Genomic DNA, 13,976 nt, shown 5'->3' with positions numbered 1-13,976 from the left:
GGCGGCGTCCGACTTGATGCCGATCAAAGCTTCACGTTGGCGATGGACTGCGCGTCCTCAGCGGCCCGAGGGCACGAAGAAGCGGGTCTCCGCCGTCGTCTCCGGCGCGTCCTCGCCCTGCCCGGCCAGCCGGACCTCGATGGCCCGCATGCCCGGACCGACCCGGTCCGCCGGCACCGCGAGCGTCATCGGCCGGTTGACCACCTCGCCCGGCGGCACCTCGATCGAACCGGCCGGCGTGACCACGCGCAGACCGTCGAGGCCCGATGCCGAGACCGTCAGCGACTGGACCTGCTCGGTGCGATTGGTGATCTTCAGCGCGAACGGGTTCTCGATCTCGGGCCCGGCCAGCCGGTAGAGCGCGGTGCGGTCGCGCAGGACGTCGACGTGGATCGCCTCGCGACCGGTCAGCACCAGGCCGAACAGCGTGGTCAGGGCCAGCAGCACCCCGGCGTAGATGAAGATGCGCGGCCGCAGGATGCGCGTAGGCCGGCCGGTCAGCGCGTTTTCCGTCGTGTACCGGATCAGACCGCGCGGATAGCCCATCCTGTCCATGACCTGGTCGCAGACATCGATGCAGGCCGCGCAAGCGATGCACTCGATCTGCAGGCCGTCGCGGATGTCGATCCCCGTCGGGCAGACCTGGACGCAGCCCTGGCACTCGATGCAGTCGCCGAGCCCGAGCGCGTCCCGATCGGCATCCTTGCGCCGCTTGCCGCGAGGCTCGCCGCGTTCGCGGTCGTAGGAAATGATCAGGCTGTCGTCGTCGAACATCGCGGACTGGAAGCGCGCGTACGGGCACATGTACTTGCAGACCTGTTCGCGCAGATAGCCGGCATTGCCGTAGGTCGCGAAGCCGTAGAACAGGGTCCAGAACACTTCCCAGCCGCCGGCGCTGAACGTGGCCAGCGCCGGCACCAGTTCGCGGATCGGCGTGAAGAAGCCGACGAAGGTGATGCCGGTCCACAGGGAAAAGATGACGTAGAGGAACTGCTTGGTCGCCTTCTTGCGCACCTTCTCCGCCGTCCACGGCCCCTTGTCCAGGCGCATCCGCCGGTTCCGCGGCCCCTCGACGGTGCGTTCCATCCACAAAAAAACCTCGGTCCAGACCGTCTGCGGACAGGCGTAGCCGCACCACAGGCGCCCGGCCAGGGCCGTGAAGAAGAACAGCGTGATCGCGGCCATGGCCAGCAGCAGGGCCAGCATGAAGAAGTCCTGCGGCCAGAAGGTCAGGCCGAAGACGTGGAACTCGCGCGCGGGCAGGTCGAACAGCACGATCTGCGTGTCGCCGAGGTGGATCCACGGCAGCACGTAGAACAGGCCGAGCAGCACCCAGGCCGCCACCACGCGCAGGCGCGAGAACCGCCCCTCGGTCTCGCGCGGATACACCTTCGGCGCCTTGACGTAGAGCTTCAGCTCCTCGGGGGTGTCCGAGCCCGGATTGGTCATGTTCGATCACTCGCAAAGCCGGAACCGCAGATGGACGCAGATGAACGCAGACAGAAACAAGAAACCACGACCGCAGTCGAATTCGACCCATGACGACGAATGAAGCGTATCGGCCGATCCGACCCTTGCATTGCACACGATCGAATGCTGCCTCGTTCAGGAAGCATTCGACCGATGCCGTAAGCACTTTCGCTTTTCATCTGCGTCGATCTGCGTTCATCTGCGGTTTCCTGTCCCCTGCCTTGCCGACGAGCCTCCGCGGTTCGCACAGTGGAACCTGGACCGCGGGCGGAGGAGGAGCCAGGTGAAGGTGCAGGCCGAGGCGAAGCCGAGCCAGAACCCGAGAAAGGCGATCGTGTAGCCCGCCTGGCGCGAGATCTCGAGCTCCGGCACGCTGATCGCGGCCAGCTCGAGCGGGTCGACGAAGGCGAACAGCACCATGGTGGCGACCCCGGCGGCGAAGAACGACGGCCACAGGATGGCCCCGAGGCGATGCGCCAGGGGACGCGGCGGGTGCTCGACGCGATCGGAACGCGGTCGCGTCGTGGCCTCGCTCGGCGCCGGATGCGGGCCGCCGCTCAAGGCGCTTCGGTCCTCTGGCCTTCGGCCGACGCGTCGTCCGCCGACTCGGCGGCGAAGCGGTCCTGCATGCTCAGGATGTAGGCGGTGACCAGACGGGTCCGGGTCTCGCCGATCAGGCCCTCCTGGGCCGGCATCACGCCGTTGCGACCGCTGCGGATCGTCGCGCGGATCGTGTCCAGGTCGCCGCCGTAGGTGTAGACGCCGGCGGTCAGGTCCGGTGCGCCGAGCACCGGATTGCCCTTCCCTTCGGCCCCGTGACACGCCGCGCAGACCTGCTGGTACTGCTGCCGCCCGGCCGCGGCCATGGCGGCATCGACCGGCTTGCCGGCCAGTTGCTGCACATAGACCGCGGTGCGCGTCACGCCCTGCTCGCCGAGCGCTTCGCCGAACGCCGGCATGGCCGCCCGGCGGCCGCCCAGGATGGTCTGGTAGACCTGCTGCGGAGCGCTGCCCCAGATCCAGTGATCGTCGGCCAGGTTCGGATAGCCCGTGGCACCGCGCGCATCGGAGCCGTGGCAGGTCGAGCAGTTGTGGGCGTAGAGGTTGCGACCCATCTCCACGGCACGGTCGTTGACCGCGAGCTGCTCCAGGTCCATTGCGGCCAGTTCGGCGAAGCGCGCTTCGAAGGCTTCACGGGCCGTCTCCATCTCCTGCCGGTACTGCTTTTCCTGCGACCAGTCCAGCACGCCGTCCCAGCGGCCCAGGCCCGGGTACAGGATCAGGTAGCCGACCGAGAACACGATCGTGATCCAGAACAGGCCCAGCCACCAGCGCGGCAGCGGGTTGTTCAACTCGCGCAGATCGCCGTCCCACACGTGACCGGTGGTCTCGGAACCGTCCTCTTCCTTCGTCGATTGCACGCGAAGCTTGCTCGACCAGACCAGGAACCAGGCGGTGACGATCAGCGAGCCGACCGTCAGGACGATGATGTACCAGTGCCAGAACGTGCTCATGACTCGTGCTCCCCGTGCTTGGTTTCGGCGTGACGCTTCGTGCTTTCCGAGTCCTTGTCGGCGTCTTCCAGCGGCAGGTTGGCCTGTTCGTCGAAGTCGGCCTTGCGCTTGATCACGAACACCCAGACCACGATCGCCAGGAAGCCGAGCAGCGAAAGCAGCGTGACGATGCCGCCGCTCACTGCGAACCTCCTGCCACCTGCGACGCCACGCGCTGACCGGTCCAGTCCGTGCCGAGGCCCTGAAGGTAGGCAATGGTTGCGTCGAGTTCGGTCACGCCGATCAGGTCGTCGGCGGCCGCGGCGATCTGCTCGTCCGTGTAGGGCGTGCCGACCTTGCGCAACGCGCGCATGCGTGCCTGAATCTCGGTCGGGTCGACGAGCCGCTCGGCCAGCCATGGATAGGCCGGCATGTTCGAATCCGGCACGACGGCACGGGGATCGAGGAGGTGCAGTTCGTGCCAGTCGTCGGAATATTTTCCTCCGACCCGGGCCAGGTCCGGCCCGGTCCGCTTCGAGCCCCACTGGAAGGGCCGGTCGTAGACCGACTCGCCGGCCACCGAGTAATGGCCGTAGCGCTCCGTCTCGGAGCGGAACGGACGGATCTGCTGGCTGTGGCAGCCGTAGCAGCCCTCGGCGATGTAGACGTCGCGACCGGCCAGTTCGATGGCGCTGTAGGGTTCGACGCCCTCGGCCGGTTCGACGATGGTCGCGCGGAACATCAGCGGGATGATCTGGGTCAGGCCACCGACGCTGATCACGACGAGCACCAGGACCGCCATCAGGCCGATGTTCTTCTCGATCGTTTCATGGTTCATCTTTGCCACGGTCGTGTCTCCTTCAGGCCGGCTGCGGGATCGGGGTGGCTTCCGCACGCTTCGGCGCGTTCTGCCAGGTCTTGTAGACGTTCCAGACCATGAAGAACATGCCGCTCAGGAAGACCACGCCGCCGAGCAGGCGCAGCATGTAGAACGGCTCGGTGCGCTTGAGCACCTCGATGAAGGTGTAGGTGAGCGTGCCGTCATCGTTGAAGGTCCGCCACATCAGGCCCTGCATCAGGCCGGCCGCCCACATCGCGGTGATGTAGAGCACGGTGCCGATCGTCGAGGTCCAGAAGTGCCACTCGATCGCCTTGATCGAGTGCATCTTCTCCACGCCCCAGAGGCGCGGAAACAGGGTGTACAGGCTGCCGATCGAGATCATCGCGACCCAGCCAAGCGCACCGGCGTGCACGTGGCCGATCGTCCAGTCGGTGTAATGCGACAGCGAATTGACCGTCTTGATCGACATCATCGGACCTTCGAAGGTGGACATGCCGTAGAACGACAGCGCGACGATCATGAACCGGAGGATCGGGTCCGTGCGCAGCTTGTACCAGGCGCCCGACAGGGTCATGATCCCGTTGATCATGCCGCCCCAGCTGGGCGCGAGCAGGATCAGCGAGAACACCATGCCGAGGGTCTGCGCCCAGTCCGGCAGCGAGGTGTAGTGGAGGTGGTGCGGGCCGGCCCACATGTAGATCGCGATCAGCGACCAGAAGTGCACGATCGAAAGTCGGTAGGAGTAGATCGGACGATTGGCCTGGCGCGGCACGAAGTAGTACATCATGCCGAGAAAGCCGGCGGTCAGGAAGAAGCCGACCGCGTTGTGGCCGTACCACCACTGGACCATCGCGTCGACCGCCCCGGCGTAGACCGGGTAGCTCTTCCACAGGCCGGCCGGGATCGACAGATTGTTGACGATGTGGAGCACGGCGATGGTCAGGATGAACGCACCGTAGAACCAGTTGGCCACGTAGATGTGCTTGATCCGCCGTTTCGCGATCGTCCCGAAGAACACCACCGCATAGGCCACCCAGACGATCGCCACGAGGATCGCCAGCGGCCACTCCAGTTCGGCGTATTCCTTGCCCATCGTGATGCCCAGCGGCAGGGTCACGGCCGCGCCGACGATGACCGCCTGCCAGCCCCAGAACGTGAACGCGACCAGCGGGCCGCCGAACAGCCGTGCGTGACAGGTGCGCTGGACCACGTAATAGCTGGTCGCGAACAGCGCCGAACCGCCGAACGCGAAGATCACCGCGTTGGTGTGGAGCGGACGCAGCCGGCCGTAGCTCAGCCACTCGATGCCGTAGGTCAGGTCGGGCCAGATCAGCTGGGCCGCGATCAGCAGCCCGACGGCCATGCCGACGATGCCCCAGACCACGGTCATGACCGCGAACTGGGTGATGACCCGGTCGTTGTAGGTAGGTGCTTGTTCCATGAGTTCGAAAGTCCGATGGCAGCGTTCGAGCGGCATTCTCGCGGCTGGCCTCGCCGGGAGAGTTGATTCGGATCAAGTCTTCACCGAGCGCGCCCGCGCAGCGCCGGACCGGGCCCGCCCCGGTATCATGCGCACGATGACCGCAAGCCGCCCCGAACCGCCGCTGTCCCCCGCCGACTGGCTGCAGTGCGAAGCGCTGCGCCGACTCGAGGAGCGCGAAGGCCGCCCGAGCCTGGATGACCCGGCGACCCGGCGAGCGACCCGGACCGACGGGACGCTGGTCGAGCGCATTGCGGTGCGCGCCCGCCTGCATGTCGAGGGCAAGCGCCTGGCGGCGTCGGTCGGCCGTGCGCTGGCCGGCGTCGGATGGACGCTGGCGCTGCTGACGCTGCTCGGCGGCCTGCTCGGTGCCCTGGCCGCCCGCGCCCAGCTCGACAACGGCGTGGTCCAGCTGTCGTGGGCGCTGCTGACGCTGCTCGGATTGCCGACCCTGCTGCTGGCCCTGTGGCTGGTGGTCTGGGCGTGGCCGAAGCGGGCCGCCCGCGGGCTGCCGGGACGTGCCCTGTGGGCCGCGATCGCGGGCCTGGCGCGGCGCTTCGATTCCAGCGGCCACGGCCGGGCCATCGGCGCCGCCCTGGCCGACTACGGGCGCGCCGGCGGCGCGCGCATCGCCAGTGCGGCGACCCACCTGTTCTGGGCCGGCTACCTGGCCGGCGCGATCGCGCTGCTCGCCGCGGCCTTCGTCGGCCTTCGCTTCGATTTCGCCTGGGGCTCGACGCTGCTCGGCACGGAAACCCTCGCGCCGGTGGTCGACGGCCTGGGCCGCATCGCCGCCCTGTGGCCCGGCATCACCGCACCCGACGATGCAGCGATCCGGGCCCTGCTGATCGACCGCTCGCCGCCGGCCGACCGCGGCGCGTGGGCCGGCGTGCTGCTGGCCGTGCTGGCGCTCGGCGGCCTGCTGCCGCGGCTGCTGCTGGCCGCCGGCTTCCTAGTCGCCCACCGGCGCCAGCGGCTCGCGCTGGACCTGTCGCGCCCGGGCTACGTCGCGCTGGCCGGCGTGCTGCGCCCGGACGATGGCGGGTCGACCGGCCGGGTCGGGCCGAAGCCACCGGCGCGCCTGAGCCAGCGCACCCTTCCGCGCGCGTCGCCCGGCAACGGCCCACGGGTCGCCGTCGGCCTGGAGCTGAACACCGACCACGCCGCCCAGTCCGAGCTCGTGCCCGACGCCGAGTGGTTGGGCGCCGCCGACGACCGCCGCGCGCGGCGCACGCTGCTCGAAGCGATCGGCACGCGCCGGCCTCGGCCCGAAGCCGTCGTCGTGCTGTGCTCGATGGCGCGCACCCCGGACCGCGGCGCCGGCGCCTGGCTGGCCGAACTCGACGCGATTTCGCCGGTGGCGATCCGGCTGGTGGAAGCCCGCGAGGCGCGCGAGCGCGGCGACGATCTCGACGCCCGCGCCGCCGACTGGGCTCGCCTGGCCGACGACTACGGCCTCGACGCCCCGGAGCGGGACGACTGAGATGACCAAGCGATCTACCAGGCCGCTGACGCTGGCCGTCGTCGGCCATACCAACACCGGCAAGACCTCGCTGCTGCGTACGCTGACCCGTGACGCGACCTTCGGCGAGGTCGCGCCGACCGCGGCGACCACCCGCCAGGTCGAGGGCGCCGCGCTGGCCGTCGACGGTCGGACCGTGGTCGAGCTGTTCGACACTCCCGGCATGGAGGACGCCGGGGCCGTGTTCGATGCGCTCGAGGCGACAGGCCCGGGCCGTCACGACGGCCCGGACCGCGTCCGCGCACTGCTGGATGATTCGGAGGCCCGTCGCCGCTTCGACCAGGAATGCCGGGTCCTGGAGCAGCTGCTGGCCAGCGACGCCGCACTGTTCGTGGTCGACGCGCGCGAGCCGGTCCTCGGCAAGTACCAGGACGAACTGGCCGTCCTCGCGCTGTGCGCCCGGCCGATCCTGCCGGTGCTGAACTTCGTCGGCGCGCCGGGCCGTGCGACGGCGAACCGCGCCGACGAATGGCGCGAAGCCCTGGCCCGCGTCAACCTCCATGCGATCGCCGAGTTCGACACGGTCGCATTCACGCTCGAGGCCGAAGCCGGCCTGTGGAAGAAGCTCGCCACGTTGCTGGACGACCGCGCCGGCGGGCTGGAGGCGCTGGTCGACGAGCGCCGCGAGCGGGCCGCGTGGCAGCACGCCGCGGCCCTGCGTTCGGTTGCCGAACTGCTGGTCGATGCCGCCGGCGCCCAGCACAAGGTGCCGATCGACGACCCACCCGCCGCCCGCAACGGACGCGACCTGCTGAAGAAGCGGATCGAGGCGCGCGAGCAGCGTTGCGTCGATGAACTGCTGGCGCTCTATCGCTTCGACGACGCGATCTACCTGGCGGTGAAACTCCCCCTCGACGACGGCCGCTGGACCGCCAGTCCCTTCGACCCCGCCCTGCTGGCCGACAGCGCCCGCCACTCGGGCACCGGGGCCGGGGCCGGCGCGGCGGCCGGGGCCGCGCTGGACCTGGCCGTCGGCGGCATGTCGCTGGGCGCGGCCACGGTCACCGGCGCGCTGATCGGCGGCGGGCTCGGCGCGGCCTGGATCCCGGGCCGCAACCTGCTCGACAAGGCCCGCGGCACGCTGCGCCTGCAGGCCGACGACCCCGCGCTGCTGCAACTGGCCGGACGCCAGCTGGCCCTGATCGCAGCGCTCGAACAGCGCGGCCATGCGAGCACCTCGCCGGTCGAAGCCGGCCTCGCCGAGCTGGAAGAATCGCGAATCGCGGCCCTGCGCGGCCTGCTCGCCCGGGCCCGGATCCGCCCGGGCGATTCGATGCTCAACAATGCCGATGCCGACCAACGCGGCAGCCGGGCACGGCGCATCGACCAGTTGCTGGACATGCTCTCCGGCCGCGACGAATGATCCAGCTCGAGAACATCACCCTGCGCCGTGGCGTCGAGCCGCTGCTTGCCGAGGCCGACCTGACCGTCCACGGCGGTCAGAAGATCGGCCTGGTCGGCGCCAACGGCTGCGGCAAGTCGAGCCTGTTCGCGCTGCTGCTCGGTCGGATCGATGCCGACGCCGGCGCGGTCCGCATCCCGAGGGACTGGACCGTGGCCCACATGGCCCAGCAGATCACCGAGCTCGATCGTTCGGCGCTGGACTACGTGCTCGACGGCGACGTGCGGTTCCGAAAGGCCGAAGCGGAGGTGGACGCCGCCGACGCCTCGGGCGACGGCGAGCGCATCGCCCACGCCCACCAGGCCTTCGACGACGCCCGGGGCTTCGATGCGCGAGCGCGCGCCGGCGCGCTGCTGAACGGTCTCGGCTTTTCGGCGGACGAGCACTCGAAAGCCGTCGGCGAATTCTCCGGCGGCTGGCGGATCCGGCTGTCCCTGGCCCGGGCCCTGATGAGCCCGTCGGACCTGCTGCTGCTCGACGAGCCGACCAACCACCTCGACCTCGAGACCGTGGTCTGGCTGGAAGACTGGCTGAAGCGCTACCCGGGCACGCTGGTGCTGATCTCCCACGACCGCGACTTCCTCGATGCCGTGGTCGACGACATCGTGCATATCGAACACCGGTCGCTGAACCGGTACAGCGGGGGCTACTCGGACTTCGAGCGACAGCGCGCCGAGAAGATGGCGCTGCAGCAGGCCCAGTACGCCAAGCAGCAGCGGCAGCGCGCCCACCTCCAGTCCTTCATCGATCGCTTCCGCGCCAAGGCCACCAAGGCCAGGCAGGCCCAGGCGCGGATCAAGGCGCTGGAGCGGATGGAGAAGATCGCCCCGGCCCATGCCGACAGCCCGTTCGATTTCGAATTCCCCGAACCCGGGCGCGCCGCCGACCCGCTGATCAAGCTCGACGGCGTGGCGCTGGGCTACGGCGATCACCGTGTGCTGGACAACGTGTCGCTGAACCTGTCGGCCGGCGACCGGATCGGCCTGCTCGGCGTCAACGGCGCCGGCAAGTCGACGCTGGTCAAGGCGCTGGCCGGCGATCTCGAACCGATGGCCGGCGACCTGCACACCGATCGCCGCCTGACCATCGGCTACTTCGCCCAGCACCAGGTCGAGCAGATCGATACCGAGGCCAGCCCACTGCTGAACCTCTCGCGCATCGCCGGCGACACGCCGGAGCAGAAGCTCCGCGACTTCCTCGGCGGCTTTGCGTTCTCCGGCGACCTCGCCACCGACCCGTGCTCGCGCCTGTCGGGCGGCGAGCGCGCGCGCCTGGTGCTGGCCATGATCATCTGGCGCGCACCCAACCTGCTCCTGCTCGACGAGCCGACCAACCACCTCGACCTGGAGATGCGCCACGCACTCACCGTCGCGCTGCAGGGCTTCGAGGGTGCCGTGGTCAACGTTTCCCACGACCGCCACCTGCTCAACGAAACCGTCGACGCCTACTGGCTGATCGAGAACGGCAACGTGCACCCCTTTCCCGGCGGCCTGCCCGCCTACCGCCAGCGACTTTCCGGCGGCGGCGAGACCGGCAGCAAGCCGTCCGGTGGGTCGAGCAACGACGGCGGATCGAAGAAGGACGAGCGCCGCCGCAAGGCCCGGGTCCGCGAAAAGCTCAAGCCGCTGACCAACAGGGTCAACAAGCTGACGAAGGACATGGAAACGCTGGAAGCCCGCCGCAGCGAAGTGCAGCAGCTCCTGACCGACACCACGCTGTACGAGTCCGACCGCGCCGACGAACTGCAGCAACTGCTGGCCGAGAACGGTGAACTGACGACCAAGGTCGAGGCGCTGGAGGCCGAGTGGATGGAGGCCGAAGAGCAGCTCGAGGCGTTGAAGGCCGAGGCCTGAGCTTCAGCGTTCAGCGTGCTAGATTGTCTGGACGTTGGCACGTAAGGGAATCGCTCGATGCTCCGATCTGTTCGTTCTTCCCAACCCTGGTACTCGGCCTGCGCTCACTCCGTTGCCCTGTCGCTGCTGATGGCCTTGGTCCCGCTCGACGCTGGATTCGCCAGCGACGACGATCCGACTTCGGGAGGCGAAGCATCGGCCCCCGCAGCCATCCCCGGGCCGATCCTGGACACCGCCGAGTGGATGCTGAACCGGCCCGAAGCGCGCCAGCGCGCTGCCGGCCTGGTCGTGCTCGCATTCGATGCTGACCGGGATCGAAGCGCCGTGATCATCGAGAACGTGCGCGCGACGACCGACGTCGCAGCGATGCTGTGGCTGGCCCACGCCTGCCGTGCCGCAGGCATCCAGCGTCAGTGCCTCGACGCCGGCCTCGATGACGCGATCGTCCGCTATGACAGTGCCAACCTCTTCGCGCGAGCCGAACTCTATCCCCGCGACCGCATTGCCGACCTGATCATCGAATCCAGGCGCGAGTCGATGCACGTTTTCGCATTGGTCGAAGCCTGGTACGAAGCGCTGTCCAAAGGACCGGCTGCAGCGACGAGCGAGAAAGCCTATCAAGACCTTGCCCATGCGTTCGCGATCAGCGCCGCCTGGACCACGCCGGCGCTCGCGCCGCTGGTCGAGACCTGCCGAGGCGCCACCCCGGGTGCCGAGCTCGACAGCGCCTGCCAGCAACTGGCCGGCCGCTTGGTCGAGGGCGGCGAGTCGATGCTGGGCGTCATGATTGGCCGCGCCATCCAGCGACGCGGCGAGCCTGCCGGGGACGACGAACGAACCGCCGCCACAATCGCCAGCGACCGCGCGGCATGCCAGATGGGCGCGCTGGAGCCGGAACTGATGGCAATCGGCGACGAGGGCATTCGAGAATTCATTGGTCTTCTGAAGCGCCACGGCGAATTCGAGGCCTGGGAGCGGCTGGCCGCAAAGCACGAAATCGACTGCTCCGACCCACCTTCACTGCTCCTCGAGGATCAAGGCCGAGATGAACGAGACCAAGCGTTCAACGCCATCGTCGCCTCCGTTGCGAAGGACATGGTGGCGTCGACGGACGATCGAAAGCGCGCCGCAGGTCTGGCCTGGCAACTGACCAACTTGTTGCATCCGATCGAAGCACCCGATGAAAAGCTCGACGAACTCGAGGCGCAGATCCAATCCATCACCGACCCGGCCGCATTGGCCTGGTTGGCCTCTTCCTGCAGCCACAACAATATCGAGAATTTCTGCTTGGCCGCAGGATTGGACGCAGCGATCGTGAAACACGATTCCGGCAACCTGCTGCCACGCCTTCCGCTGCTTGACGAGACGACCATCGAGTCCGCCCTTCTGCAGAGCACGCGAGTCCGCTCGTACTACGACGAAGCCGGCGCCACTTGGTATCCCGAGCTATATCCCGAGCTAGAGACGCTCCGCGATGACGAACAGTTCGAACTGGAGATGAGCTATCCGATGTTCGTCATGTCCGCCGCCATCATTCAGTCTTCTTTCGCCGTGCCCAGCTTCGGCCCACTCGCGCAATTCTGTGAGTTGCGGGAAGACCCGGAGGACGACGCCACCGCAGCCTGCGCTCGATTCGGCGATGAATTCGTCGAAACCGGTCGGACGTTGTTCGAGCACATGGTCGGAATGGCCTTGCGTCGCCAATTGGCTGAACGCGCCGGCAATGCGGAGGAGGACGAGATATTGAAGGGCCAGTCAGAGGATGTCTACGCTACTCATATCTGTAACTCGGAGGCACTCCGATCGACTTGGGAAACCATGACTCGCGACGAGGTCGAGGCCTGGATCGCCGAGCAGCTTGAGTACGGCGAACTTCGCGCCTACGCCCGCGCCGCCGAGCGCGCTGGCGTCGATTGCTCGAACCCGACGCTTCTGTCCGAGAACGCATCACATTGATGGACGCTCCACACCCTCGATGTCCGGCATTTCTTTCGAAGGCGCGACGGCCGAGCGACGGAGCTTTTGGAGACACGGAGTCGCCGAAATGCACTCACATACTGCGATCGATCATCGCGCTGGTTGTTTTGCTTCCGACACTTAATCCGGCAATCGCGAGTGCCCGGCAGGATCGAACTGCAGGTACGAAGATTGAAGGAATTGATCCGGCAAGCGACACCGGCTCCCACTCGACGGAAACCTACTTCCATACCGACCTCAGCGACAAGGATAGGCAGCTCTACGAGACGATGCGCACTCTGGCCGAGGCCATGCGCGACGAGACCTCGGAGCGAACGCAAGCCGCGGCCCTGGCGTACCTTCTCACCGCGATGGACCGTCCGAGAATGCCCGACCCGGAGGTGATTCGGGAATTCGTGGACCTCTCCGCAACCGCCCACGACGGTCCAGCCTTGCAGTGGGTTGCAACCGTCTGCGGCATTCTTAGTCCAGAACCGGCATGGTGCGAATCATGGTTGCTGGACGAAACGGCTATCCGCTTCGACGGCGCCAATCTGCTTACCCGGGCGTGGGTCGCCGAATCGGATGCGCTACTGGGCTCGCTGGAGCAAGAGCCGAAGATTGCGTGGTACCACGCCGAACTGACGCAGGTCTGGTTCAACGCATTGCAGTCCGTGGGCGAAATCAGCGGTTTGGAGAGCCCCGGTGAGCGCATGCAATTTGCATTCGAATTTGCACGCACACAGAGCCACCCCCGGTTGAGCCGTTTCTACGACCTATGCGAGGGTCGGGTGATCCTCGATTCGATCGTGAATGAACCTGTCCTTCGGCAGTGCGAGAGACTGTCCGATCGCTTGATCAACGAACACCGTTCGATCGAAGAATGGCGGCTAGGACACCGACTTTCGGACATGATCGGCAATGTTCGAATGTTCGGAGACACCCGCGAGCGCCCGAATGCGTTCGGCCGTCTCCCGCCGGTGGAACAGGAAGTGGCGCGGTACCGATGTCGAGAGCGCTGGGTCCGTCGCCGAATGCCCGACTGGACGTCCGCCGCGGTCAAACTGTGGCTGGATAAGCTCATCGAGGTCGGCCCGCTCGAGGCCGTGAATCGAGCCGCAGAGCGGATGGACATCGACTGCGAGAATCCGTGGTCCGAAGCGAACACCGAAGACCACATTACGACGCGGTCCTCGAGTTCGGAGATCAGCCCGTAACCCACACCGGCATCGCTCTCGATGCCGCCTTCAGTGCGCGCTCCCTGAGCTTGTAGTCGGGACACATCGCTTCGACCTTCGCCCAGAACGCCCGCGAGTGGTTCGGGTGCTCGAGGTGGGCGAGTTCGTGCAGCAGGACGTAGTCGCAGACGTCGCGGTCGAGCAGCAGCAAGCGGACATTCAGCGAGAGATTGCCGCTGGCGGCACAACTGCCCCAGCGCGAGACCTGGTTGCGCCAGGTGATCCGGCCGGGCTTCAGGCCGTGCCGTTCCGCGAACTCCAGCACCCGCGGTTCCAGCGAACCGCGCGCCATCGCCTTCAGAAGATCGATCAGCAGCGCACGGGCATCGTCGGACGCCTCCGCGGCCTGCAGTTCGATGCAGTCCACACCCCGGGCACGCCAGCGGGGACGGTCGCCTTCCGCGTAGCGGATGTCCAGTACGCGCCCGATGGCCGGCAGCTCGATCGTGTTCGGGTGGGTATCGTTCAGATGCTCCGGTCGTTGGTCCCGCACGGCCTGCAATCGTCCCCTCGCCCGCTCGATCCAGTCGGCGCGCTCGGCGAGGAAGTCCCGGATCACCCGCTCGGGCACGCGCGGCGGCGCGGTGACGACCAGGCTGGCGTCGGCCTTGACGCGCAGCGTGACGCGGCGCGCCCGGCGGTGGCGGCGGAGCTGGAAGGCCTCGGACATGGCCGGCAGTGTAGCCGGCCTGCCTTCGGCCCGGGGCGCGAACCGAGGGCC

The 13,976-nt window shown here is 67.7% G+C and carries 12 protein-coding genes; 5 read left to right on the top strand and 7 right to left on the bottom strand.

The window, feature by feature from the left end; translation table 11 throughout:
- Positions 1–57 precede the first annotated feature (57 nt).
- The 6 genes from ccoG to ccoN all read right to left on the bottom strand — a co-directional run bounded on the left by ccoG (position 58) and on the right by ccoN (position 5,245).
- Positions 58–1,449: a cytochrome c oxidase accessory protein CcoG gene (gene ccoG / locus KUV67_09035; GenBank protein ID MBY6205022.1), complete on the bottom strand. Its 1,392-nt coding sequence runs from the start codon at positions 1,447–1,449 to the stop codon at positions 58–60.
- A gap of 216 nt (positions 1,450–1,665) precedes the next feature.
- Complete coding sequence (locus KUV67_09030) at positions 1,666–2,031, bottom strand: hypothetical protein (protein MBY6205021.1); 366 nt, start codon at positions 2,029–2,031, stop codon at positions 1,666–1,668.
- The gene (ccoP, locus tag KUV67_09025) at positions 2,028–2,984 is read right to left on the bottom strand and encodes a cytochrome-c oxidase, cbb3-type subunit III (GenBank protein MBY6205020.1); all 957 of its coding nucleotides are present in this window, start codon (positions 2,982–2,984) and stop codon (positions 2,028–2,030) included. Before ccoP ends, KUV67_09030 begins: the two co-directional genes overlap by 4 nt.
- Entirely contained in the window at positions 2,981–3,166 is a 186-nt protein-coding gene (locus KUV67_09020) for a cbb3-type cytochrome c oxidase subunit 3 (GenBank protein MBY6205019.1), read from the bottom strand. The genes ccoP and KUV67_09020 overlap by 4 nt, the downstream gene beginning before the upstream one ends.
- Positions 3,163–3,801 carry a cytochrome-c oxidase, cbb3-type subunit II gene (gene ccoO, locus KUV67_09015; protein ID MBY6205018.1) on the bottom strand — a complete coding sequence of 213 codons (639 nt, stop codon included), beginning with the start codon at positions 3,799–3,801 and terminating at the stop codon, positions 3,163–3,165. The genes KUV67_09020 and ccoO overlap by 4 nt, the downstream gene beginning before the upstream one ends.
- Before the next feature lie 22 nt (positions 3,802–3,823).
- Positions 3,824–5,245 (bottom strand): cytochrome-c oxidase, cbb3-type subunit I, encoded by a 1,422-nt coding sequence (ccoN, locus tag KUV67_09010; protein MBY6205017.1) that lies wholly within the window; start codon positions 5,243–5,245, stop codon positions 3,824–3,826.
- 136 nt (positions 5,246–5,381) lie between these two features.
- On the opposite strand from ccoN, the gene KUV67_09005 reads away from it, so the two are divergent.
- The 5 genes from KUV67_09005 to KUV67_08985 are packed head-to-tail and all read left to right on the top strand — an operon-like array spanning position 5,382 to position 13,234.
- Positions 5,382–6,767, top strand: coding sequence for a DUF2868 domain-containing protein (locus KUV67_09005; GenBank protein MBY6205016.1), 1,386 nt, complete (start codon positions 5,382–5,384; stop codon positions 6,765–6,767).
- Between the two features lies 1 nt (position 6,768).
- Positions 6,769–8,169, top strand: a complete 1,401-nt coding sequence (locus KUV67_09000) for a GTPase/DUF3482 domain-containing protein (GenBank protein ID MBY6205015.1) — start codon at positions 6,769–6,771, stop codon at positions 8,167–8,169.
- Positions 8,166–10,061, top strand: coding sequence for an ATP-binding cassette domain-containing protein (locus tag KUV67_08995; protein MBY6205014.1), 1,896 nt, complete (start codon positions 8,166–8,168; stop codon positions 10,059–10,061). Before KUV67_09000 ends, KUV67_08995 begins: the two co-directional genes overlap by 4 nt.
- A 57-nt stretch (positions 10,062–10,118) precedes the next feature.
- Positions 10,119–12,017: a hypothetical protein gene (locus KUV67_08990; GenBank protein MBY6205013.1), complete on the top strand. Its 1,899-nt coding sequence runs from the start codon at positions 10,119–10,121 to the stop codon at positions 12,015–12,017.
- Positions 12,017–13,234 carry a hypothetical protein gene (locus KUV67_08985; protein MBY6205012.1) on the top strand — a complete coding sequence of 406 codons (1,218 nt, stop codon included), beginning with the start codon at positions 12,017–12,019 and terminating at the stop codon, positions 13,232–13,234. The genes KUV67_08990 and KUV67_08985 overlap by 1 nt, the downstream gene beginning before the upstream one ends.
- On the opposite strand, the gene KUV67_08980 is transcribed toward KUV67_08985, so the two are convergent.
- Positions 13,224–13,925: a M48 family metallopeptidase gene (locus tag KUV67_08980; GenBank protein ID MBY6205011.1), complete on the bottom strand. Its 702-nt coding sequence runs from the start codon at positions 13,923–13,925 to the stop codon at positions 13,224–13,226. The genes KUV67_08985 and KUV67_08980 overlap by 11 nt on opposite strands.
- Positions 13,926–13,976 lie beyond the last annotated feature (51 nt).

It is taken from the genome of Halomonas denitrificans, assembly GCA_019800895.1.
Classification (GTDB): domain Bacteria; phylum Pseudomonadota; class Gammaproteobacteria; order Xanthomonadales; family Wenzhouxiangellaceae.
The sequence above is the reverse complement of the archived record's forward strand: the minus strand, read 5'-3'. Positions and strand labels throughout refer to the sequence as shown.